Source organism: Rhizobium sp. SJZ105 (assembly GCF_007828365.1).
In the GTDB taxonomy this organism is placed as follows: domain Bacteria; phylum Pseudomonadota; class Alphaproteobacteria; order Rhizobiales; family Rhizobiaceae; genus Agrobacterium; species Agrobacterium tumefaciens.
In genome coordinates this window covers 38,077-58,069 of record NZ_VIUP01000008.1, presented here as the reverse complement: position 1 = coordinate 58,069, position 19,993 = coordinate 38,077, and the positions used below count along the sequence as shown (strand labels likewise).

At 59.6% G+C, this 19,993-nt stretch carries 20 protein-coding genes; 9 read left to right on the top strand and 11 right to left on the bottom strand.

Features of this window, described 5'->3' with window-relative positions:
• Positions 1-21 precede the first annotated feature (21 nt).
• From FB593_RS20555 to FB593_RS20545, 3 genes are all read left to right on the top strand, one after another.
• Entirely contained in the window at positions 22-822 is an 801-nt protein-coding gene (locus FB593_RS20555; RefSeq protein ID WP_060642662.1) for a creatininase family protein, read from the top strand.
• A gap of 115 nt (positions 823-937) precedes the next feature.
• Entirely contained in the window at positions 938-2,062 is a 1,125-nt protein-coding gene (locus FB593_RS20550; RefSeq protein WP_004430957.1) for a CobW family GTP-binding protein, read from the top strand.
• 244 nt (positions 2,063-2,306) lie between these two features.
• Positions 2,307-3,299: a WD40 repeat domain-containing protein gene (locus FB593_RS20545; RefSeq protein ID WP_013762340.1), complete on the top strand. Its 993-nt coding sequence runs from the start codon at positions 2,307-2,309 to the stop codon at positions 3,297-3,299.
• Between the two features lie 216 nt (positions 3,300-3,515).
• On the opposite strand, the gene FB593_RS20535 is transcribed toward FB593_RS20545, so the two are convergent.
• The 3 genes from FB593_RS20535 to FB593_RS20525 all read right to left on the bottom strand — a co-directional run bounded on the left by FB593_RS20535 (position 3,516) and on the right by FB593_RS20525 (position 6,307).
• The gene (locus tag FB593_RS20535) at positions 3,516-4,697 is read right to left on the bottom strand and encodes an MFS transporter (RefSeq protein WP_013762339.1); all 1,182 of its coding nucleotides are present in this window, start codon (positions 4,695-4,697) and stop codon (positions 3,516-3,518) included.
• Between the two features lie 190 nt (positions 4,698-4,887).
• A complete protein-coding gene (locus FB593_RS20530) occupies positions 4,888-5,535 on the bottom strand; it encodes an outer membrane protein (RefSeq protein WP_145166869.1) in 648 nt (215 codons plus the stop codon).
• Positions 5,536-6,019: 484 nt separating this feature from the next.
• The gene (locus FB593_RS20525; protein ID WP_004430950.1) at positions 6,020-6,307 is read right to left on the bottom strand and encodes a hypothetical protein; all 288 of its coding nucleotides are present in this window, start codon (positions 6,305-6,307) and stop codon (positions 6,020-6,022) included.
• Between the two features lie 270 nt (positions 6,308-6,577).
• On the opposite strand from FB593_RS20525, the gene FB593_RS20520 reads away from it, so the two are divergent.
• The 3 genes from FB593_RS20520 (at position 6,578) to FB593_RS20510 (ending at position 9,556) form a co-directional block, all read left to right on the top strand.
• A complete protein-coding gene (locus FB593_RS20520; protein ID WP_065688489.1) occupies positions 6,578-7,756 on the top strand; it encodes a hypothetical protein in 1,179 nt (392 codons plus the stop codon).
• 103 nt (positions 7,757-7,859) lie between these two features.
• Entirely contained in the window at positions 7,860-8,501 is a 642-nt protein-coding gene (locus FB593_RS20515; RefSeq protein WP_065688488.1) for a DUF1007 family protein, read from the top strand.
• A complete protein-coding gene (locus FB593_RS20510; RefSeq protein WP_060642665.1) occupies positions 8,495-9,556 on the top strand; it encodes a nickel/cobalt transporter in 1,062 nt (353 codons plus the stop codon). The genes FB593_RS20515 and FB593_RS20510 overlap by 7 nt, the downstream gene beginning before the upstream one ends.
• Here the strand turns inward: FB593_RS20510 and FB593_RS20505 are convergent.
• From FB593_RS20505 to FB593_RS20490, 4 genes are all read right to left on the bottom strand, one after another.
• Positions 9,547-9,786, bottom strand: coding sequence for a hypothetical protein (locus FB593_RS20505; protein WP_003516247.1), 240 nt, complete (start codon positions 9,784-9,786; stop codon positions 9,547-9,549). The two genes, FB593_RS20510 and FB593_RS20505, sit on opposite strands and share 10 nt — an antisense overlap.
• Positions 9,773-10,465, bottom strand: a complete 693-nt coding sequence (locus FB593_RS20500; RefSeq protein WP_019566970.1) for a GNAT family N-acetyltransferase — start codon at positions 10,463-10,465, stop codon at positions 9,773-9,775. The genes FB593_RS20505 and FB593_RS20500 overlap by 14 nt, the downstream gene beginning before the upstream one ends.
• 100 nt (positions 10,466-10,565) lie before the next feature.
• The gene (locus FB593_RS20495) at positions 10,566-11,261 is read right to left on the bottom strand and encodes a tellurite resistance TerB family protein (protein ID WP_003516244.1); all 696 of its coding nucleotides are present in this window, start codon (positions 11,259-11,261) and stop codon (positions 10,566-10,568) included.
• A 110-nt stretch (positions 11,262-11,371) separates the two neighbouring features.
• Complete coding sequence (locus FB593_RS20490; protein ID WP_003516242.1) at positions 11,372-12,010, bottom strand: 2-dehydro-3-deoxy-phosphogluconate aldolase; 639 nt, start codon at positions 12,008-12,010, stop codon at positions 11,372-11,374.
• 171 nt (positions 12,011-12,181) lie between these two features.
• Between FB593_RS20490 and FB593_RS20485 the strand changes: the two genes are divergently transcribed.
• The 3 genes from FB593_RS20485 to FB593_RS20475 all read left to right on the top strand — a co-directional run bounded on the left by FB593_RS20485 (position 12,182) and on the right by FB593_RS20475 (position 14,620).
• Complete coding sequence (locus FB593_RS20485) at positions 12,182-12,670, top strand: CYTH domain-containing protein (RefSeq protein WP_003516240.1); 489 nt, start codon at positions 12,182-12,184, stop codon at positions 12,668-12,670.
• On the top strand, positions 12,654-13,562 hold the full coding sequence (locus FB593_RS20480; protein ID WP_065688487.1) for a CHAD domain-containing protein: 909 nt from the start codon (positions 12,654-12,656) through the stop codon (positions 13,560-13,562). The genes FB593_RS20485 and FB593_RS20480 overlap by 17 nt, the downstream gene beginning before the upstream one ends.
• A gap of 101 nt (positions 13,563-13,663) precedes the next feature.
• Positions 13,664-14,620 (top strand): rhodanese-related sulfurtransferase, encoded by a 957-nt coding sequence (locus FB593_RS20475; RefSeq protein WP_065688486.1) that lies wholly within the window; start codon positions 13,664-13,666, stop codon positions 14,618-14,620.
• A gap of 110 nt (positions 14,621-14,730) precedes the next feature.
• Here FB593_RS20475 and FB593_RS20470 read toward each other — a convergent pair whose 3' ends face one another.
• The 4 genes from FB593_RS20470 to FB593_RS20455 all read right to left on the bottom strand — a co-directional run bounded on the left by FB593_RS20470 (position 14,731) and on the right by FB593_RS20455 (position 19,768).
• Positions 14,731-16,980: an EAL domain-containing protein gene (locus tag FB593_RS20470; RefSeq protein ID WP_003516234.1), complete on the bottom strand. Its 2,250-nt coding sequence runs from the start codon at positions 16,978-16,980 to the stop codon at positions 14,731-14,733.
• A gap of 196 nt (positions 16,981-17,176) precedes the next feature.
• A complete protein-coding gene (locus FB593_RS20465; protein WP_003516232.1) occupies positions 17,177-17,956 on the bottom strand; it encodes a MetQ/NlpA family ABC transporter substrate-binding protein in 780 nt (259 codons plus the stop codon).
• Positions 17,957-18,009: 53 nt separating this feature from the next.
• On the bottom strand, positions 18,010-18,678 hold the full coding sequence (locus FB593_RS20460) for a methionine ABC transporter permease (RefSeq protein WP_003516230.1): 669 nt from the start codon (positions 18,676-18,678) through the stop codon (positions 18,010-18,012).
• The gene (locus FB593_RS20455; protein ID WP_025595046.1) at positions 18,668-19,768 is read right to left on the bottom strand and encodes a methionine ABC transporter ATP-binding protein; all 1,101 of its coding nucleotides are present in this window, start codon (positions 19,766-19,768) and stop codon (positions 18,668-18,670) included. The genes FB593_RS20460 and FB593_RS20455 overlap by 11 nt, the downstream gene beginning before the upstream one ends.
• Positions 19,769-19,993 lie beyond the last annotated feature (225 nt).

The window sequence follows — 19,993 nt, the reverse complement described above, 5'->3', positions numbered from 1 at the left end:
AATGCACGCGCGGACTGCCAGATGCCAAACTCATACACGCATTATCACGACGAAAACGTAACAGACCCTCATCTTCGCGCAACAGGTGCAATTTCAGTGCTGCCGCTCGGTGCGCACGAACAGCACGGGCCGCACCTGCCCTTCGAGACAGACACGCTGATTGCGGCGGGCATTGTCTCCCGTTTGGCTGCTGTTTTGCCCGCCAGTCTGCCGGTCTCCTTCCTGCCGGTGGAGCCCGTTGGATATTCCATCGAGCACATGAATGTGCCGGGCACGAAGTCGTTGCGTTACGATGAGGCCGTTGAGCGCTGGCTCGGCATTGCTAAGGCCGAATATGAAAAAGGCGTGCGCAAATTCGTGATGTTGAACGCCCATGGCGGCAATTCGCCATTGATGACCATCGTCGCCACCGAGGCGCGCGCCCGCTTCGGTATGCTGGCGGTCGCCACCAGCTGGACTCGTTTCGGCGTGCCGGTGGATATCGTGAAGCCTGAAGACAAGGCGATCGATATCCATGGTGGCGATATCGAGACGTCGGTCATGCTGGCGCTTTGCCCGGAGCGGGTGGCGATGGAAAAAGCCGCCAACTTCCCCTCCCGCCAGAGCGATTTCGCCAGCCGTTTCAGGCATCTGCGTGCCTATGGTCCACACGCTTTCGGTTGGCTTATGGGCGACCTGAACCCGGATGGCGTTGCCGGAAACGCCGCCGCCGCCTCAGCCGAGAAAGGCGAAAGGATCATTTCCCATGCCGTTTCGGGCCTTGTCGAACTGCTTGAAGACGTCCACGCTTTTGACATAACGTTATTTCATAACAAAATTTGAAAAACTGCGCCGAAACCAGCCAGAATCCCTTTGAACTGCCCGAACGTCGCGCCTATATGGACGTCGACACTTATTCCTTGAGGCCTCAACCGGCCTTTCTCCACGCGAGGTTTCCATGACCGAAACAGCACCAGCCAAGCCCATTCCAGTCACCGTCCTGACGGGATATCTAGGCGCCGGCAAGACGACGCTTCTCAACCGTATCCTGTCCGAGAACCACGGTAAGAAATACGCTGTCATCGTCAACGAATTCGGCGAGATCGGCATCGACAACGATCTGATCGTCGAATCCGACGAAGAAATCTACGAAATGAACAATGGCTGCGTCTGCTGCACGGTGCGCGGCGACCTCATCCGCGTGGTCGAAGGCCTGATGCGCCGGCCCGGCCGATTCGACGGCATCATTGTCGAGACCACTGGCCTTGCCGATCCCGTTCCGGTCGCCCAGACCTTCTTCATGGATGACGACGTGCGCGCCAAGACCGAGCTTGACGCGGTGGTCGCACTTGTCGATGCCAAGCACCTGCCGCTGCGCCTGAAGGACAGCCGCGAAGCCGAAGACCAGATCGCTTTTGCCGATGTCGTTATCGTCAACAAGACCGATCTCGTTTCGCCGGAAGAAGTCGCCCGCATCGAGGATATCGTGCGCGCCATCAATCCCTCTGCGCGCATCTACAAGACCACCCGTTCCGGCGTCGATCTCGCCCGCGTTCTCGACCAGGGCGCCTTCAATCTGGAACGTGCGCTCGAAAACGATCCGCATTTCCTCGAGCACGGCCACGAGGATCACGCATGCGGTCCTGATTGCGACCACCACCACCATGATCATGGGCACGATCACGGCCATGACCACCATCATCACGACCATGATCACGCGCACCACGATCATGACCACGGCCACGATCACCACCACCATGGCGCCGCCTCCCCGATTCATGACGTAACGGTGCAGTCGGTGTCGCTGCGCGGCGGCGAAATGAACCCTGAGCGCTTCTTCCCGTGGATCCAGAAGGTCACCCAGACGGACGGCCCGAACATCCTGCGCCTCAAGGGCATCATCGCATTCAAGGGCGATGCGGAACGTTACGTGGTGCAGGGCGTGCACATGATCATCGAGGGCGATCACCAGCGCCCGTGGAAGGAAGGCGAAAAGCGCGAAAGCCGCCTTGTCTTCATCGGCCGCGAACTCGACCGCGAAAAGCTGGAAAAGAGCTTCAACGCCTGCCTTGCCACGGCTTGACATCCTTGACGGGGCACCGTGTCACCCTTGGTGTTTTCGGTGCCCTTCCTCACTTTCGACGTCATCCTCGGGCTTGACCCGAGGAGCCATTGCGGCCAGCATATGGATGGTCGAGTGATCCCCGGGTATGACCCGAGGACCGACCTTGACGCCACGGGTTGAAACCGCACCAACGGGTCTTCCCGACCTGGTCTGCGACCGAAATCCATCAATGACAAACACATAGACGAAAGACCGATGCCCCATGCCGACTGTTGCCCCGCTTGATATCGAAGGCCACGTGGTCTCGACCCATTTTCTCGGCGACATTCCGCTGTTTGCCACCGCCGCCGGCACCATTCACCGGCTGGATGGCGGCGAGAAGGTCACTGAGGCGCATGAGGGTCTGCTGACCTGCATCCGCGATCCCTATAGCGCCACGCTGCTTTCCGGCGGCGAGGACGGGCGCGTGCTGCGCATTGGCCATGATGGCAGCCTCAGCGAGATCGCCAATGTGCCGCGCAAATGGGTGGGCGTCGTTGCGGGCGGACCGCAGAAGGCGGTCGCTTATGGTGTCGGCAAGTCCAGCTTCGTGCGCCTCTCGGACGGCACGGTCAAGGAATTCAAGGAAGAACGCACGGTGGAGGCAATAGCCTTCGCGCCCAAGGGCCTGCGCATTGCCGTTGCACGCTATAACGGCGTGACGCTGCATTGGGTGGCGAGTGCAGGCGATCCGGTCGATCTGGAATGGAAAGGTGCCCATACCGGCGTCACCTTCTCGCCTGACGGTAAGTTCCTCGTCACCACCATGCAGGAAAACGCCCTGCATGGCTGGAAGATGGAGGCCACCAAGGGCGGCATGGAAGCCCGCCATATGCGCATGACGGGTTATCCCGCCAAGGTGAAATCCGTTTCGTGGTCGGCAAAGGGCAAGTGGCTCGCCTCATCAGGTGCCCCGGCCGCGATCGTCTGGCCGTTTTCTGGCAAGGACGGCCCGATGGGCAAGGCACCCGAAGAACTCGGCAGCCGCGCCAACATCATGGCTACCAATGTCGCTTTTCACCCGCTGGAAGATGTGCTGGCCATTGGCTTCATTGACGGCATGATCCTTGGCGTGCGGCTTGCGGATGGCAAGGAAGCCCTGCTTCGCCGCCCCGGCAAGGGCGCCATTACCGGCATGGACTGGAGCGCCACCGGCAAACTGCTCGCATTTGCCTCCGAGGCAGGCGACTGCGGCATTGTCGATATTTCGGCGTAAGGACAGCAACAGGCGCACGTCCGGTTTCGACGGATGGCTCGATACGGCTCAATATCCGCCCTCATTCCTCTGTTCGTCACGGGAATCTAGCCAGCCCAAGTCCTTGGGCTGAAAGGGGCTCTTTTCGGACGCAGACGCGCATCGACTGGATTCCTGTGACAAGCACAGGGATGAGGGCTGATAGGTGTCAGCGCCAGAAACCTCGGCGTTGTCTCGCTATTCGCTGACCTGACGCCGCGTCAGGAACAGCAGCAGCAGGGCTGCCCCTGCACCAACCGAAGCAAGTCTGATCGACGTACCGAAGCTTGCATATTGCGACACAAACCCCATAAGCGGCACCGCAAACAACCCGGCAAGGAAAATGGAATTCATGTAGAGCGCGGTCGCCCGCGCGGTGCGTCCGCGCGCAAAGCCCTGCACGAAGGTGAGGCACGTGCCGGCGCAAAGCCCGTAATAGGCCCCTTCAAGTGCTGCTCCGAACAACATGGCCGGAAGGGTCTGGACCGAGGCTATGACGTTGAAGGCGACGATTGCCATCACCGCAGAGATGCAAAGAAGGATGCGGGCGCTGACCCGGCGCATGATCCTTGGCGCAAGCAGGATCAGCAGAACCTCCATCGCGCATTTGACGCTGAGCGACAGGCCCGGCACGTAATCCGGCAGGCCCACCTCGCGCACCAGAAATACCGGCAGGGCCGAGGCGCACAGGGCGTGGGCGAAAGACATGCAGAAGCTGGCCGCTGCCGCCATCAACAATGGCAGGTTGCGCCGCGTATCGTTGTCGCCCTCTTTCCGTCGTTCCATCGGGCACGTCTGGCCGCGCGGCACGAAGGCAAGGGCAAGACCGCCCCAGATGGCCGCCATCAGCATGGCATTCATGAACACGGCCTGCGCACCGGCAAGATCGAGGATCAGATAGGCGGCGGCCGGAAGCAGCATCCATGCCAGCGACACCATTGTCCGCAGAAAGGCGTTATAGGCAGGTGCATCCAGTGCTTTTACCCGGCCATAATAGCGACCATAACTGAAAATCAGGGTACTGGCGGCGTTGGAAAGCCCCATTCCCGTTGCCGTCACCGCCACGAGCAATGCCAGATGCCCGGAGGTCGCCGCCGCCGCTGCGATAAAAGCACCAAACACAGAGAGCAGCAGCAATGGCCGCACCCGCACACCGGCATCGACACGTTCGCCATAAGTGCGGCTGGCGATGATCGAAGCAACCATTGCCGTCACGCTGTAGAGACCAAGCGTGGCCGGCGGGTGACCAAGGACCTGTATGATGTAAAAACCGATAAATGGCACAACAGCCGCATTGGTGCCGCCGGCGATGAAGACCAGCACGGCAATCATATAGGCCTGACGATCAAAAACGCCCGGCGAGGTGTTTTTCTGTAGCATGGGAGAATCGACTGGAGATCGGCAGCGGGAAGTGGATTGATGCCACCATCACACCAAAAGGGTATGCTGTTCAAGCCCGAGCGGAAGGCGATGTGTGTTTTCGTTCCTCACGAAGCACACCACCCCTGTTTCCTTAAGCACCGGGGCGTCGCAGCGCTTGCGCCGCCCCTTGTCGAAGACGGAAAAACCGTCAGAACTTCACGCCAAGGCCAACCTTGACGACATGTTCGCTGACATCGCCGGTCGAAGTGATCGGACCGGTATGGTAGGTTGCCTTGCCGAAGTCGTTGTAACGATATTCGACGCGTCCAAACAGGTTGTTGGTAAAGGCATAGTCTACACCCGCGCCGACCGTCCAGCCGTGCAGCACCTTGCTGTCCTCACCGAAGGGCGCCTTCACTTCGCTGTCCGTCGCGGTGTAGCCGGCAGCGGTGTAGATCAGCGCCCGGTCGATCGCATAACCGCCGCGCAGACGCGCGGAGCCGTTCAGGCCTGCGGAAACCTCGCTGGTGACGATGGTCTTGTCGCCCCAGGCATAACCGAGATCGCCCTCGACACCCAGAATGATGGAGGGGGCCACTTCAGCGTTATAACCAGCGAAACCGGAAAAACGGCCGCCGTCAAATTCATGCTTCGTGGTGACACCGAAAGTGGTCGACTTCACGCGGTTCCAGCCATAACCGGCGGAGGCACCGACATAAACACCGTCCCAGGAAAAGGCAGGCGCAACATCGTTGACGACCGGTGCCGCTGGAATATCGCCGACGGCGTCGGCGGCAACGGATGCGTCAGAAAGAATGCCGAGCAGGCCGAGGGCGAGAAGAGATTGTTTCAACATGCGATAGCTCCTTGAAAATACCATCCCGGCACCTGCGTGATGCGAGTTTTCGCGACCAGAAACGCAGCGTAATGACGGGGTTGACGCACCCCTAGATTGAAGAACATCGTGGTTAAAATCGAGTAAACGGCACGGACAAAAAGGCCCTTGCAGAACGTATTCCCGTTAATATTGCCAATATTTATCAAATATAAATCAGAACTCACGCGGATGATCCCGAACCGTGAGTCCCGACATATGACGACAGCGATCGCGTCACAAAACCCTCATGAGTAGTGGCCATCCCGCAGTTTTGTGTGTGCAGTCATTGGCGGCCACACAAAAAAAAGGGAGCCCGAAGGCCCCCTTGCAGTCATGCGATGCGCCGTTTGTTATTTCCGGAAGCACCGTGTGTCATACACACGTAGCTGGAGGACAGCTTCCGGCTTATATCCTGCGCGCATCGTTCACGCCGAAAATCCCTGTCGATTTTCGATCTGCACCATTAGTGGCGACGCTTTTTGCCGCCATCGTTCTTGTTGTCGATGACATCGACGGAAGTCTTGTTGCCGTTGAGAAGGCCATTCAGGATACCGGTCTTGTTGCCGTTCAGAATCCCGTTATTGGACAGGATACCGCTGACACCCAGATCGATGCTTGGCGACACGACGACGAGTGCGCCGCCCTTGTTACTGTTTCCGGACAGGATACCGCCCAGCAGACCACCGGCATTGGCTTGACCAACGGAAGCGACAGTAAGAACAGCGGCTATGCAAGCAAATTTGGCAATCATTTCTCTCTCCTCTTATGTTTGATCACGCCCCATGGCGTAGTCGAACTGTATATTTAGAGGATTCTAATTCAAGCAAAGCCTAATATTACAATAAACAATTAACTTTAATACTGGTGATTTTAATCAAGTTTTACGCGATTGGCGCCGGTCTATTCTCCTGGAATTTCCGTGGAATACACCATGAATTCCGGCCTCGACAATATATCGCCCCTGAAACTTTATTAACCATCCAAATATAAGATATTGCTTAATTAGAGACCGGAGATGCAAATGCGGCTGGGAGGATACATCGCGCTTGTTCTTGGGCTTGCCTGCACCTGCGGTGCGCAGGCGGGGGAAAACGCCGATGATCACAATATCACCTATAAAACCGGCATCGGCTACGACACCAATTACTTCGGCGATACCAACCGGCTGAAGGCGATTTCGCTGCGCGCCGGCTTCGGGCTTAACGGAAAGTTCGTGCTTGATGGCACGGAACTGCGTTATTCGCTCGAGCATGAGGAGGTTCGCCTCCCCCGTTACCGTTTTGCCAATGAACACAACACCATTGCCAGCCTGGGGCTGACCAGGCGTCTGTCGGAGCGGCTGGAATGGGCCGTGGAACTGCGTGGCACACGCAGCGATGCCGGCGATATCTTCCTGCATCTGCCGGAAGAAGACATCGGTTACCGGCGACTGGACCACAAGCTGGAGGCATCGACACAGCTCGGCATCCTTGCTCTTGGCGGAAAGAACACGCTGACGGCGGGTTTTGCCAGCCTGATGAAAGGCAGGGCGCGTTTTCGTCCGGCCTATTTCGAGCCCACCCGCCTGGAGGCCAATGAAGCGCTCTTGTCGCTCAAGGCCGAACATGTGCGCCCGCTGGCCGGCGGCGAGGCCGGACTGACAATTGCTTATGACCGCATTGTCGTGCCGGAAAGCCAGCAGGAGAAATACGAGCGTTTTCCGGCCAGCACGTTGCGGGGATCACTTGCCTACGGTTACAAGTTCTCCGAACGCTTCGCCGTTCTGGCCGAAGGGGGCCTGACGACCATTTCCGGCGACGATATCAGCGACAAGGTGAAGCGCACCCGGCCCTATCTCAGGGCCGAAGCCGAGGTGAAGGCTACCGACCGCATCGCCTTCGGTGCTGGCTTCTCCCAGGATTACGCGCTTTTCGACCCTGATGATCCCATTGCCGAGTTCCACCGCCGTTGGCAGTTCGTGGTTAAAAGCAAGCTCACCGACAAGGTGGGGCTGGACCTGGCGCTGCAGCGTGTCCACAAGGACTGGATCTATTACAATTACGACACCAGCGAACGAAGGCTGGTGGCCACACTGTCCTTCGACACCGGCAAGAACAGCAAGCTGGAGGTGGAATTCAACCGCCTTCTGCATGGCGAGCGCGACACCGACCTGTCCTATAGCGGATCGAGCGTCACCTCGCGTTTCACCGGCACCTTCTGAAACATAGGGCAGCCACATCACCAAAGCGCATATCAGGTCGAAATTCGGTCCCAATTTCTGCTAGAATCCAGCTCCGAGATTCGAAGGCAGGACAGACCGGATAATGAACAGACGACTTTTGCTCCTTGCGGCTGGCCTGACCTCCATTCCCGTTGCCGCCGCGGCACATCCGCATATTTTCGCCGAAGCGCGCATGGAAATCGTCGAGGGGCCGAACGGTACCATCCAGGAGGTGCGCAACATCTGGCGTTTCGACGAGATGTTCTCGGCAAGCGTGGTGATGGATTACGACAAGAACGGCGACCTGAAGCTGGACAAGAATGAGCTGGCCGAAATCGGCAACACCGTGCGTGAATCGCTCGGCGAATATTCCTATTACACCTTCATTACCGCCAACGGAAAACAGGTGGATTTCGCAAAGCCCGACACCATTCATGTGGACTACAAGGACAAGCAGATCCTGATGTTCTTTTCCGTCAAGCCAAACACGACGCTTTCCATCAAGGGCAAGCTCAGCTTCGGCGCGTGGGACCCGACCATGTATACGGCGATCGATTTTGCGAAAGACGGCGATCTGGCGACCGTCGGCAAGGATCTCGCCGCCTGCAAGCACCATGTCGTGCGTCCCGACCCGGACGAGGTGATCTCACAAAACCAGAGTTCGCTCACCGACGCCTTCTTCAACGACCCGACCGGCACCGACATGACCAAACTCTTCGCCACCCGGCTGGAGGTGACATGCTGAGCCGAAACGGGCGCCTTTGCGGACACCTGACCATCGTCGCGATCTGCGTGCTGGCTGTGGCAGGTGCTGCCCATGCGCAATCGCCGCTCGGCATAGGCTCGGCCGAGCCGTCCTTTGCCCCTGGCGGGCCGTTCGCGCCGCTGATGCAATGGATCAACGTGCACCAGCAGATGTTCTACCGGGCGCTGACCGGTGCCCTGAAAGCCATGCGCGAAGACAATTGGGCGATGGCATCGCTGGTTGGCCTCTCCTTTGCATACGGGGTCTTTCATGCCGCCGGTCCTGGCCACGGCAAGGCTGTCATCTCTTCCTATATGATCGCCAATGAAACGCAGCTGAAACGCGGCATTCTCATTTCCTTCATTTCAGCACTCATTCAGGGCGCAATGGCCATCGGCCTCGTTGTCGCAGCCTGGCTCGTGCTGCGCGGCACCTCCATCACCATGACGAAAGCCACGCAGGCAATGGAGATCGCCAGCTTTGCCATGGTGGCGCTGTTCGGCGCCTGGCTTCTGCTACGCAAGCTCTGGTCGCTGCGCATCCGGCGCGTACCGGTTGCAGCCTTCGCGGTTGCGGGGGAAGCAACAGCAGTCAGAACCACGGGCATGGGCACGGGCCTCAGGTTTCAGGGCAAGCCGGTTTTCGCGGACCACGCCCATAGCGGCACAGGTGATCTTTGCGTCTCCTGCGGAAAATCGCACGCGCCCGATCCGCTGCTTCTCAAAGGCAAGAATTTCAGCCTGCACGAAGCGTGGTCGGCGATCATCGCAGTTGGCCTGCGGCCATGCTCCGGTGCCATCATCGTCATGAGCTTTGCGCTCTTGAACGGGATTTTTCTCGGCGGCGTGCTTTCCGTGCTTGCCATGTCGCTGGGTACCGCCATCACCGTATCGCTGCTTGCCATCATGGCCGTCTCGGCCAAGGGGCTTGCCGTGCGCTTCGCCGGCCCCGGAAGCCGCAGGGCAGCGGGCATCAGCCACGCGATCGAGATTGCCGGTGCGCTGTTCGTGCTTTTGATGGGCCTTATGCTGCTTGGTGCGTCGCTTCAGTTCTGACTGTCGCGGCGGCGCTGGTAGCGGGCGCGCAGCCAGAACAGCAGGAAAAAGCACAGCACCACCACCGAGCCAAAAGCCGCGGCAAGAAAGGGCGAATAATCCCCCAGCCACAGCATGATTTTCGGCATCACGTAAAACACCAGCCCAAAACCAAGGATGATGCCAGCGGCGGCAAGGCCCGGCGACCAGTCTTTACGGCCAGAGCCAGCCTTCTTTTCAGGCGTGGTCATGGGCGAGCTCCGCGCGGATATCCTCAAGCTTGCGCTTCTGCGCGCCATCGGCCGTGAAATTCTCCGGCGAAAGCCAGATTTCAAACGCCTTGCCAATCAACGGCCATTCGCCGTCGATCATGGAAAACCACGCCGTATCGCGGTTGGCACCCTTGGAGATCATGTGCTGGCGGAACACACCCTCGAAGGTGAAGCCGTAACGCTTCGCCGTGATCTTGGAGGGTTCGTTTTGATTGTGGCATTTCCACTCGTAGCGGCGGTAACCCAGATCCTCGAAAACGTGTTTCGCCATCAGATAATGCGCTTCGGTCGAAAGCGGCGAGCGCTTCATCCTGGCGCCATGGGCAACCGAACCGACCTCGACCACGCCATTGGCGGGATCGGGCCGCATGTAGCTTGCCATTCCCACGACGTCACCGGTGGCATTTTCAACGAAAACCAATGTCACCCAGTTGAGTTTATCACCCGCGTTGACAAGCCAGTCACCAAAGGCTGCAGCATCGGCAAAGCCGCTTTGCGGGAAATATTTGAGAAGCGCATTGACCCCCTCACCACCAAGCGCAGTCCAGAGCCTTGCAAGATGCCTGTCGCGATCAAACGTTTCCGCCGTCACATAACGGCCCTTCAGCGTCACCGGCTGCGGCGCCGGACATCCCTTAAAATCACTCAGATCGCGCATTCTCTTCCCCGTTGTCTGGGAGAAGGATTAGGCCAAGCGGGGCTGGATGACAACAGTGCATATACGGCAGGGGGGCGTGGTTCACCCCCCTGTTCTAACCTCAAACCTTCGCCGCCACCACCGTCGACTCGATATGATCGACCAGCGCATCGGGCAATCCCAACCGCCCGGCAAGCAGATCGAGATAACCGCGCTCAGCCCGCGTATCGGCCTCTATGGCAAGACGCGAGGCGGTGTAGATTTCCACCTTCTGCTCCTCTGTGCGGGCAGCAGCCACCAGTGCGTCGATATCCAGCGGATCGGCCAGTTCCTTTTCGAGGAACCGCTCGGCTTCAGTGTCGAGGCCGGACACCTGCACCTTATCCATGATGTTGGCGCGCTCTTTTTCGTCGATATGGCCGTCTGCCTTGGCAGCGGCAATCATCGCCTGGATGAGTTTCAGCGCAAAATCGTTGGAAAGGGCGGGGGACTGCGGATGGAAGGCGGAATCGGCGGGCGGGGCGAGAAGCTCCGGCTCGGGTTTTGGAGCTACTTCAGGCGCCTGCCCGGATTTGTAATTCTTGTAGGCGAGATAACCGAGACCGGCGATGGCCGCTACGCCGCCGATGGTGGCGACATTGCCGGCGAGCTTGCGGCCGGTCTTGGTGCCTAGAATGGCGGCGGCAAGCGCACCGGCCTTCATCGGATTGTTCTTGGCGATATCGGCGGCCTGCCCGGCTCTGTCACGGACGCTTCCCGAAAGGCCCGGCACCTGTGAGCCGAGGAATTGTTCAAGAAGCTTCTTGGCGTCGAACATCAAAATCTCCTGTGAGGGTAAAGTCTACACGGGAAGATAGGGAGCCATGGCACGAATACAAATGACAAACCCGCTCACGCCTTCGTGAACGGGCTTGAAGAAGTAGTAGATCAGCCGCGCAGTGCTGCGGCTTCGGCGGCGAGCCTGGTGATGCCGGCCCAGTCAGCCGTTGCCACCAGTTCGCGCGGAGCAACCCAGGAACCGCCGACACAGACGACGTTCGGCAGGGAAAGATAGTCATTGGCATTCTTCAGCGAGACGCTGCCGGTCGGGCAGAACACCGTGCCGGCGAGCGGCGAGGACAGTGCCTTGAGGTATGGCGCGCCACCGGCCTGTTCCGCCGGGAAGAACTTCAGCACCTTGTAGCCTTCGTCGCGCAGCGCCATGACTTCGCTTGCCGTGGCGGCCCCAGGAAGAAGCGGCACGTTGGAGGCGCGCGCAGCTTCCAGCACGCTTTTGTTGATGCCTGGGCTGACGATGAAGGTGGAACCGGCTTCGGCGGCCGCCTCGAAATCTTTGGCGTTGAGGATGGTGCCGGCGCCGACATGGGCGCCCTCCACTTCCGCCGCAACCGCACGGATGGCATCGAGTGCCGCCGGCGTGCGCATGGTGATCTCGATTGCCTTCAGGCCACCTGCGACCAGAGCGCGCGCGAGCGGCACGGCGGAGGCAGCATCATCCACGATCAGCACCGGCACGACCGGCTGCAGCTTGAGGATGGAGAGCAGTTTTTCGGAGTCCTGGGCCAAGATAAGCCTCCCTTGCGCGATTGAAACGATTGAAATCCGGTTTATCGATTAGCCTGCCCCGGCCTTGATGTCGAGGCATGGCAAGACCATTTTTATCCAGATACTTCAATCTATTCGCTTCTTTATGACGTCTTCATGCGATAATCTGGCGCACCGGTTTACGGAGACAGCATGGCCAAGGAAATCGAGCGGAAGTTTCTGGTTGCAGGCGATGAATGGCGTAATGAAGTGACGCGTAGCATGGCTTTCCGGCAGGCATATGTCGCCTCGCTGGAAAATCGTTCGGTCCGGGTCAGGATCGTCAACGGGCTTGACGCGACACTGACCATCAAGATCGGCGCGAGTTCGCTCGTCCGTGATGAATATGAATATTCCATTCCACTGAATGACGCGGAAGAATTGATGGCCAGCGCCCCCGGCGTGGTGATCGAGAAGATGCGCCACACGGTTGATCACGGTGGATTCACTTGGGAAGTCGATGTTTTCGAGGGTAAATACAAGGGGCTGATCGTGGCGGAGGTAGAGATGGACGACGAGAACGCCAACCCCGATCTGCCCTCCTGGCTTGGCAAGGAGGTAACGGGCGACCGTCGCTTCTCCAACCAGTCGCTCGCCATGGACTGTCCCCACGGAGACTTGGCGGATGCCCTTCAGGATTGACCCGAACAAACCGTTCGACGATGAAATCCGCCGCGCGGGACTGGAACTCATCGAAGAGGCGATAATCAGCCTTCGCGACCAGCCTTCCGGGCGCCATGAGGCGGTGCACGATGCCCGCAAGCGGTTCAAGCGGCTGCGCGCCCTCTACCGCCTCGTCGCCAGGGCAGCACCCGATTTCAGCAAAGAGGAAAACGCCCGCTTTCGCGACATCGCCCGCTCGCTCGCTTTTGCGCGGGAAGCGACGGCGCTCGTGGAGACGGTGGAGTATCTCGAGACTTTCGCGGCCTCCACGACGCAAGGAAAGGCGCTGCGATCGATCGCGACAGTCCTGCGCAAGCGCCGCGACCACGCCATCGAACATGAGGCAGGTCTCGACGAGGCCATTGCGGCCGCCATCGCCGGCTGCGAGGAAGCAAGCAAGAAGCTGAAGGCAGTGTCGCTGCCGGACGAGCTTAAGGATGTGACAAGGCTGGTGAAGACCGGGTGGGCGAAGCAGAGGAAGAGGGCGCGTAAAGCACTTGCCGACTGCCATGAGCAGGCCGACGTCGAACATTTCCACGAATTGCGCAAGGCGGGCCAGGCCTACTGGATGCATCTCGGCCTTCTGCGCCGCCTCTGGCCATCGGCCATGCGCGCCAAGCGGGCCGACACCAAGCGGCTGGTCGACATCCTCGGCCACGAGCACGATCTTTCGGTCCTTGCAGCCTTTGCGGACCGGGAACCGGAGCGTTTCGGCAATGGCGAGCGACTGGCTCTGCTTCTCGATGCAATCATTCAGAGGCAGCAGGCGCTGCGCGGAGATGGCCTTGAGCTGGCAAACGAAGTCTTCTCCGAATCCGCCAGAACCGAAAGCCGCATCGTCGGCCTTTTATGGCGGCAGGCGGCGAAGTAGACCGGAAAGCCCGAAGAGACTGAGAATTTGACGATTTTCAAAATACCGGCAGCGGCGGATAAATATTGATTTGCGGCCGCCGCCGCTGTATTTCAGCGCCCATGACCGACACCACCATTCTCCCCCGCCCGGAAGCCGTCCCTCACCCCACTGGCGATTTTCTCGTGGCTGCGCTTTACCATTTCGCCCGCCTGCCGCGGTTTGAAAGCCTGCGCGACGAGCTGTTTCAGCTTTGCCGGGAAAACGGCGTCAAGGGCACGCTGCTTCTGGCGGCGGAAGGCATCAATGGCACCATTGCCGGGCCGGATGCGGGTGTGCGCGCCATACTTGCCTTCCTGCGTGCGCAGCCGGAATTTACGGCGCTGGAACATAAGGAAAGCCGGGCATCGAACATGCCCTTCGTGCGCATGAAGGTGAAGCTCAAGAAAGAGATCGTCACCATGGGCGTGCCGGATATCGATCCCAACCGCATCGTCGGCACCTATGTCGATCCGCGCGACTGGAACTCGCTGATCTCCGACCCGGACACCATCGTCATCGACACCCGCAACGACTACGAGACCGCGATCGGTCTCTTCAAGGGCGCGGTGGACCCGAAGACCAAGACCTTCCGCGAGTTTCCCGACTGGGTAAAGAACAATCCCGGCCTGCACAACAAGCCGAAGATCGCCATGTATTGCACCGGCGGCATCCGCTGCGAAAAGGCGACCGCCTTCATGAAGGAACAGGGGTTCGATGAGGTCTTTCACCTCAAGGGTGGCATCCTGAAATATCTGGAAGAGGTGCCGGAAGAAGAGAGCCTGTGGGAAGGCGCCTGCTTCGTGTTTGACGAGCGCGTCTCCGTCGTCCACGGTCTTGCCGAAGGCGATCACAAGCTCTGCCACGCCTGCCGCAACCCGATCACATCGCAGGTGCGCCAATCCCCGTTGTTCGAGGAAGGTGTGTCCTGCCCAAGCTGTTACGACGACCGGACAGAAGAGGACCGCCAGAGGTTCCGCGACCGGCAGCAGCAGATCGAACTGGCAAAGAAGCGCGGCGAGCGCCATCTGGGGCGCTAAAGCGGATCGGCATCCAGTCACGGCACGTCTTCACGGTTAGAAGGCTCTTACGCGATTAACGACTTGATCGCTCTGGCCCCCGGATGAGGTCCGGGGTGACGGAGTGTGGATCACCCTTTTGCCCCTGCCCGAAGCGCAAACAGCGGTGCCGTCTGCTCCTCCAGCATGGCGGTAATCTCTTCAGCGGCGACGGGTTTTGAGAACAGGTAGCCCTGCAATTCGTCACAGCCACACAGATGCAGGATAGCCGCCTGTTCTTCGGTCTCGACGCCCTCCGCCGTGACCGGAATATCGAGAGATTTCGCAAGCGCCACGGTTGCCTGCAACATTTCCAGCGACCGCCCGCCCTGTTCCAGGGCCATGACCAGCGACCGATCGATCTTCATGCGGTCGAAACCAAAGCGGCGCAGATATCCGACGCTGGCGAAACCGGCTCCGAAATCGTCGAGCGCTATATGCAGGCCAAGCTGTTTCAGCTTGTCGATTGCCGCACTTGCCCGCTCCGGATTCTGGATGAAATAGCCCTCGGTCATTTCCAGCCGCAGCCTTGCGGTCGGCGTCTGCGTGGCGGCGAGAATATCCGCCACGTTGCCGGAAAAGGCCGGATTGCGGAACTGAACGGGTGAAATATTCACCGAGAGCTTGATGGAGGGCCATTGACCTGCCGTCTCGCAGGCCTTGCGCAGCACCAGCAGGCCGAGTCGCTCGATAAGGCCACTGGTTTCGGCAGCGGCGATGAAGATATCCGGGGGCACGAAGCCGTATCCCGGCCTTTGCCAGCGGGCAAGCGCCTCCACCCCGGTGATACTGCGCGTGGCGGCATTGACGACCGGCTGGTAGACCACCGATATCTCGTCATTCAGGATGGCATAACGCAGATCGGCCTCAAGCTGCAGCTTTTCCTCGCGCAGCGCATCCATTTTCAGCTCGTAGGCGACATAACGCCCACGCCCGTTTTCCTTGGCCTGATACATGGCCATGTCGGCGCGGCGCAGCAGTTCCTCACCGTTGATATCACCGGCTCTGGAGACGGAAGTGCCGATGCTGCAACCGATGCTCGCCACCCGCTCGCCGATGCTGAACGGCTCGGTGAACAGTTCGAGCAGCGCCTGGCAGAGCTTGCGGCCTTCCGACCACACGTCGTTGCCCTGAATGGCGATGGCGAATTCGTCGCCGCCGAGCCGCGCGAGCACGGCATCTTCCGGCACAAGCACCCTGAGCGCCGCCGCAACGCCCTTGATCAGCCGATCGCCGGCAGCGTGACCGTAGGAATCGTTGATCTCCTTGAAACCATCAAGATCGAGGTAAAGCAGCTTGATATCGGTCTTGTCGTGGCGGGCCTTGCCCACCATGCGGTTCAGCTTGGAAAACAGCCCGGCGCGGTTGCTGAGCCCGCTCAGACGATCGCGCAGCGCCTCTTCCCTCGCCGCCGCCTCGTCGGCCTTCAGCCGGTCGAGCGTCGCCGAACCGATGATGAGAAGTACGAGAAAGAACGTTCCGGCAATGCCGAGTGCCGTGAAGACGACCGGCCGGGCCTCATGGAAGCTCACGTCCCCCGGCAGCTGGGAGCGCCAGACGAGCCGCGCCAGCACATCACCAAGCGGATTGACGACATCCACATGGTTGGTCGCCGGTCCGTCGCCATATTGCAGTTGCAGACCATCGATGACGTAATTGCGGGCCAGCTTGTCTACCGTCGCCTGTTTGAGATGACGGGCGAAAATCAGATATCGCCGCTCGGATCCAACCGGAGGCAAGACCCCGGATTTGAGCCGCACCAGCGCGACCCCCGTAGCCGCGACGCCGTCGCGGGTTTTCACGAAACCGGTGACCTGCGACGCGATGCCGGGACGCATGGAGCGCACCCGTTCGATCATCTCCTTGAGGCCTTCTGCGAAATAGTCATGGGGCTTCCAGGCAACCGGCTTGCCGTTCTGGTAGGCCATGCGGACCTTGCCGTCTTCGTCGAGGACGACGGCGGTATCGAAAAGATCGCTGTTGACCGTCATCTCGCCATAATTGCTCGCCACCCAGTCGAACCTGTCGGGGGCGTAGACATAGTCGGCAGCATCGTCCCAGGCGGCGTAGTCGTTCAGCGTCGCGCCAAGCTGGTCGCGGAAGGTGACAAGGGCGCCCGCCGTTGTCTCGCGCGAGCGGGCATTGTCGAGCGAGTTCGCCCTTTCCCTGACCTGGCTCAGAGCAGACAAGACCAGCGCGGTGACAATGAGAAGCACCAGCGCAAATGTGGACAATACGACGCCGACGGCGGTTCTACGCCCGACCGGCAAATATTCCCCAATGTTTCGCGGCGCAATCCGCATAAAATCCCCTTCGAAAGCATCATCTTGCGAAGGAAACATTCAAAAGCCGTTAAGTTGGATTGTGGCGACGCCACAAAAAACAACGGGTATAAAACGACAGTAGGGGTGAAAAAGAGAAAAATTCTCCCCACAATGGTGGGGGATTTTCATAAAAACCGCGGATGCGTTCGCCCCGCAAACAAAAAACCTCCCCCGCGAACGGGAGAGGCTGCAACTTCAATCGTGTCAGGCCTGATTACCAGGATGGAATGACCGTGCCGTTGAACTTCTCCAGAATGAAGGCCTTCACTTCCGGGCTGTGGTAGGATTCCACCAGCGTCTTCACCCACGGCTTGTCCTTGTCCTGCGCACGAACGGCGATGACGTTTGCGTAAGGGGACTTTTCGCTTTCGATGGCGATGGCGTCCTTCTTGGGGTTCAGGCCTGCTGCCGTGGCATAATTGGTGTTGATGACCGACGCGTCGGTGTCATCCAGCGAGCGCGGCAACTGCGCAGCGTCAAGTTCGACGATCTGGATGTTCTTCGGGTTTTCGGTGATGTCGGCAGGCGTTACCTTCAGACCGGCTTCTTCCTTGACCTTGAGCACACCCTTGGAAGCGAGAACGAGAAGCGCACGGCCGCCATTGGTCGGGTCGTTCGGAATACCGACCGTCGCGCCGTCCTTCAGCTCGTCAAGGCTCTTCACCTTCTTCGAATAAACGCCCATCGGGGTGGTGATGGTGGTGCCGACGCTGACGAGATCGAACTTGCGGTCAGCGATCTGGTTGTCGAGGTAAGGCTGGTGCTGGAAGGAGTTGGCCTGAAGCTCACCGTCTGCCAGTGCCTGGTTCGGCACGACGTAGTCGGAGAACTCGACGATATCGATGTCCAGTCCCTTGGCGGCGGCGATCTTCTTGACCTGTTCCATGATCTGCGCGTGCTCGGCAGGTGTAACACCAATCTTGATGGTTTCGGCCAGCGCCTGACCGGCGGTAAAGAGAGCGGCGAGCGAAGCCGCGAGGATGATTTTCTTCATGGATGTCTCCTTGGGTTTGTTGTTCTTGGGTTTGTTGTTCTTGAACGGTTTTATCAGTTCTTGCGGGTGCGCTTGTCGAAGCTGCGGGCAAGCCGGTCGCCGGCGCTCTGCACGAGTTGCACGAGCACGATCAGCACCAGCACCACGACCAGCATCACGTCAGGCATGAAGCGCTGGTAGCCGTAGCGAATGCCGAGATCACCCAGCCCGCCGCCGCCGACAGCACCGACCATGGCCGAATAACCGATGAGGCTGACGAGCGTGAGGGTAAGCGCCAGCGTGATGCCCGGCTTTGCTTCCGCAAGCAGGACCTTGGTGACGATCTGCAACGGTGTTGCGCCCATGGCGCGGGCCGCTTCGATCAGGCCCTTGTCGACTTCGCGGATCGCCGCTTCCACCAGCCGCGCGATGAAAGGCACGGTGGCAACCGTCAGCGGCACGATGGCCGCACTGGTGCCGATGGAAGTGCCAGCGACCAGCCGCGTGAAGGGAATGATCGCCACCACCAGAATGATGAAGGGCGTGGAGCGCGCCGCATTGACGACAAGGCCGAGGATGCGGTTCGTCATCGGCGCGGGGAAGAGTTCGCCTTTGCCGCTGGTGGCAAGGAAAACGCCCATCGGCACGCCGATGATGGAGCCGACGATGCCGGCGACCGCGACCATGTGCAGCGTCTGCAGAAGACCCTTCGACAGAAGGTTGAAAAGCATATCAGGCGACATAACCGAGCACCTCCGTGTGAAGACCGGTCTCAGTATAAAAGCGGCCGGCGCGGGCGGTGGTTTCCGCCGTGGCCGGATAGGACACAACCAGCGAGCCGAATGGTTCGCCGGAAATTTCCTCGATGGTGCCGGCAAGGATGTTCACGTCAGGACCGATTTCCGCAACAAGACGCGCGGTCAGCGGCTGGAATGCCGTTTCGCCGAAGAACACCAGCCGCACGAGAACGCGGTCACCCTCCTCGGCTTCCGGCTTCAACCCTGATGTAACCCAGTGCGGCAGCTTAACCCCGACCGAGGACGACAGCAGGCTGCGGGTCGTCTCGTGTTTCGGCGCGGTGAAAATATCGAAGGTGCGCCCCTCCTCCACGATCAGGCCCCTGTCGATGACGGCGACCTGCGAGGCGATGGTCTTCACCACCTCCATCTCGTGGGTGATGAGCAGCACTGTCAGCCCAAGTTCGGCATTGATGCGCTTCAGGAGTTCAAGGATGGACTGGGTCGTCTCCGGATCGAGCGCGGACGTCGCCTCGTCCGACAACAGCAGCTTGGGTTGCGTCGCAAGCGCTCGGGCGATGCCGACACGCTGCTTCTGCCCACCCGACAGTTCCGCCGGATAACGCTTCGCCTTGTCGGAAAGGCCGACGAGTTCGAGCAGCGGCGTTACCCGCGTTTCGATCTCTTTTTTACCGAGACCGGCAATTTCTAGCGGCAGCGCCACATTGTCGAAAGCGGTGCGCGACGACAGAAGATTGAAGTGCTGGAAGATCATGCCGACGGAACGGCGAAGGGTCCTCAGACTCTTCTCATCAAGGGCGGCAACATCGACGCTGTCGACGACCACCCGGCCGGACGACGGTTTTTCAAGGCCGTTGGCGAGGCGGATGAGGGTGGATTTGCCGGCACCAGAGCGGCCGATTATGCCGGTGATGGAACCCTTCGGCACGACATAGTCAATGCCGGCGAGGGCTGCGAAGCCCGGCTTGCCATCGCTGCCGCCAAAGGTCTTGGTCACGCCTTCAAACGTTACCATCGCGTCCTTGGCAGTCTGCGGTGCGCGCGCGAGCGATGTCGCGTTGGATGAAAAACTCATTGGGAACTCTGCGAAAACTCTTGACGGATCGGGTCTCAAAAAATCCTGTTGCGGTGCTGAACCGCTCTCTTCATGCAGCCTTCCGGCACATTCGATGACAGCTGATTTTCCGGGTCATTTCGTCAGGCTTTCACTCAGAAATGCCGGGGATCGGCAATTCGATGGCGCATACTTGCCCGCAGGCGCCATCTTTTAACAGGGATGATTTTTCAATTATCTGAAATC

Excerpts from the sequence above, each read along its gene's own strand:
- FB593_RS20555 (WP_060642662.1), top strand. The coding sequence starts at position 22 with ATGCCAAACTCATACACGCATTATCACGACGAAAACGTAACAGACCCT.
- FB593_RS20550 (WP_004430957.1), top strand. The coding sequence starts at position 938 with ATGACCGAAACAGCACCAGCCAAGCCCATTCCAGTCACCGTCCTGACG.
- FB593_RS20545 (WP_013762340.1), top strand. The coding sequence starts at position 2,307 with ATGCCGACTGTTGCCCCGCTTGATATCGAAGGCCACGTGGTCTCGACC.
- FB593_RS20535 (WP_013762339.1), bottom strand. The coding sequence starts at position 4,697 with ATGCTACAGAAAAACACCTCGCCGGGCGTTTTTGATCGTCAGGCCTAT.
- FB593_RS20530 (WP_145166869.1), bottom strand. The coding sequence starts at position 5,535 with ATGTTGAAACAATCTCTTCTCGCCCTCGGCCTGCTCGGCATTCTTTCT.
- FB593_RS20525 (WP_004430950.1), bottom strand. The coding sequence starts at position 6,307 with ATGATTGCCAAATTTGCTTGCATAGCCGCTGTTCTTACTGTCGCTTCC.
- FB593_RS20520 (WP_065688489.1), top strand. The coding sequence starts at position 6,578 with ATGCGGCTGGGAGGATACATCGCGCTTGTTCTTGGGCTTGCCTGCACC.
- FB593_RS20515 (WP_065688488.1), top strand. The coding sequence starts at position 7,860 with ATGAACAGACGACTTTTGCTCCTTGCGGCTGGCCTGACCTCCATTCCC.
- FB593_RS20510 (WP_060642665.1), top strand. The coding sequence starts at position 8,495 with ATGCTGAGCCGAAACGGGCGCCTTTGCGGACACCTGACCATCGTCGCG.
- FB593_RS20505 (WP_003516247.1), bottom strand. The coding sequence starts at position 9,786 with ATGACCACGCCTGAAAAGAAGGCTGGCTCTGGCCGTAAAGACTGGTCG.
- FB593_RS20500 (WP_019566970.1), bottom strand. The coding sequence starts at position 10,465 with ATGCGCGATCTGAGTGATTTTAAGGGATGTCCGGCGCCGCAGCCGGTG.
- FB593_RS20495 (WP_003516244.1), bottom strand. The coding sequence starts at position 11,261 with ATGTTCGACGCCAAGAAGCTTCTTGAACAATTCCTCGGCTCACAGGTG.
- FB593_RS20485 (WP_003516240.1), top strand. The coding sequence starts at position 12,182 with ATGGCCAAGGAAATCGAGCGGAAGTTTCTGGTTGCAGGCGATGAATGG.
- FB593_RS20480 (WP_065688487.1), top strand. The coding sequence starts at position 12,654 with ATGCCCTTCAGGATTGACCCGAACAAACCGTTCGACGATGAAATCCGC.
- FB593_RS20475 (WP_065688486.1), top strand. The coding sequence starts at position 13,664 with ATGACCGACACCACCATTCTCCCCCGCCCGGAAGCCGTCCCTCACCCC.
- FB593_RS20470 (WP_003516234.1), bottom strand. The coding sequence starts at position 16,980 with ATGTTTCCTTCGCAAGATGATGCTTTCGAAGGGGATTTTATGCGGATT.
- FB593_RS20465 (WP_003516232.1), bottom strand. The coding sequence starts at position 17,956 with ATGAAGAAAATCATCCTCGCGGCTTCGCTCGCCGCTCTCTTTACCGCC.
- FB593_RS20460 (WP_003516230.1), bottom strand. The coding sequence starts at position 18,678 with ATGTCGCCTGATATGCTTTTCAACCTTCTGTCGAAGGGTCTTCTGCAG.
- FB593_RS20455 (WP_025595046.1), bottom strand. The coding sequence starts at position 19,768 with ATGAGTTTTTCATCCAACGCGACATCGCTCGCGCGCGCACCGCAGACT.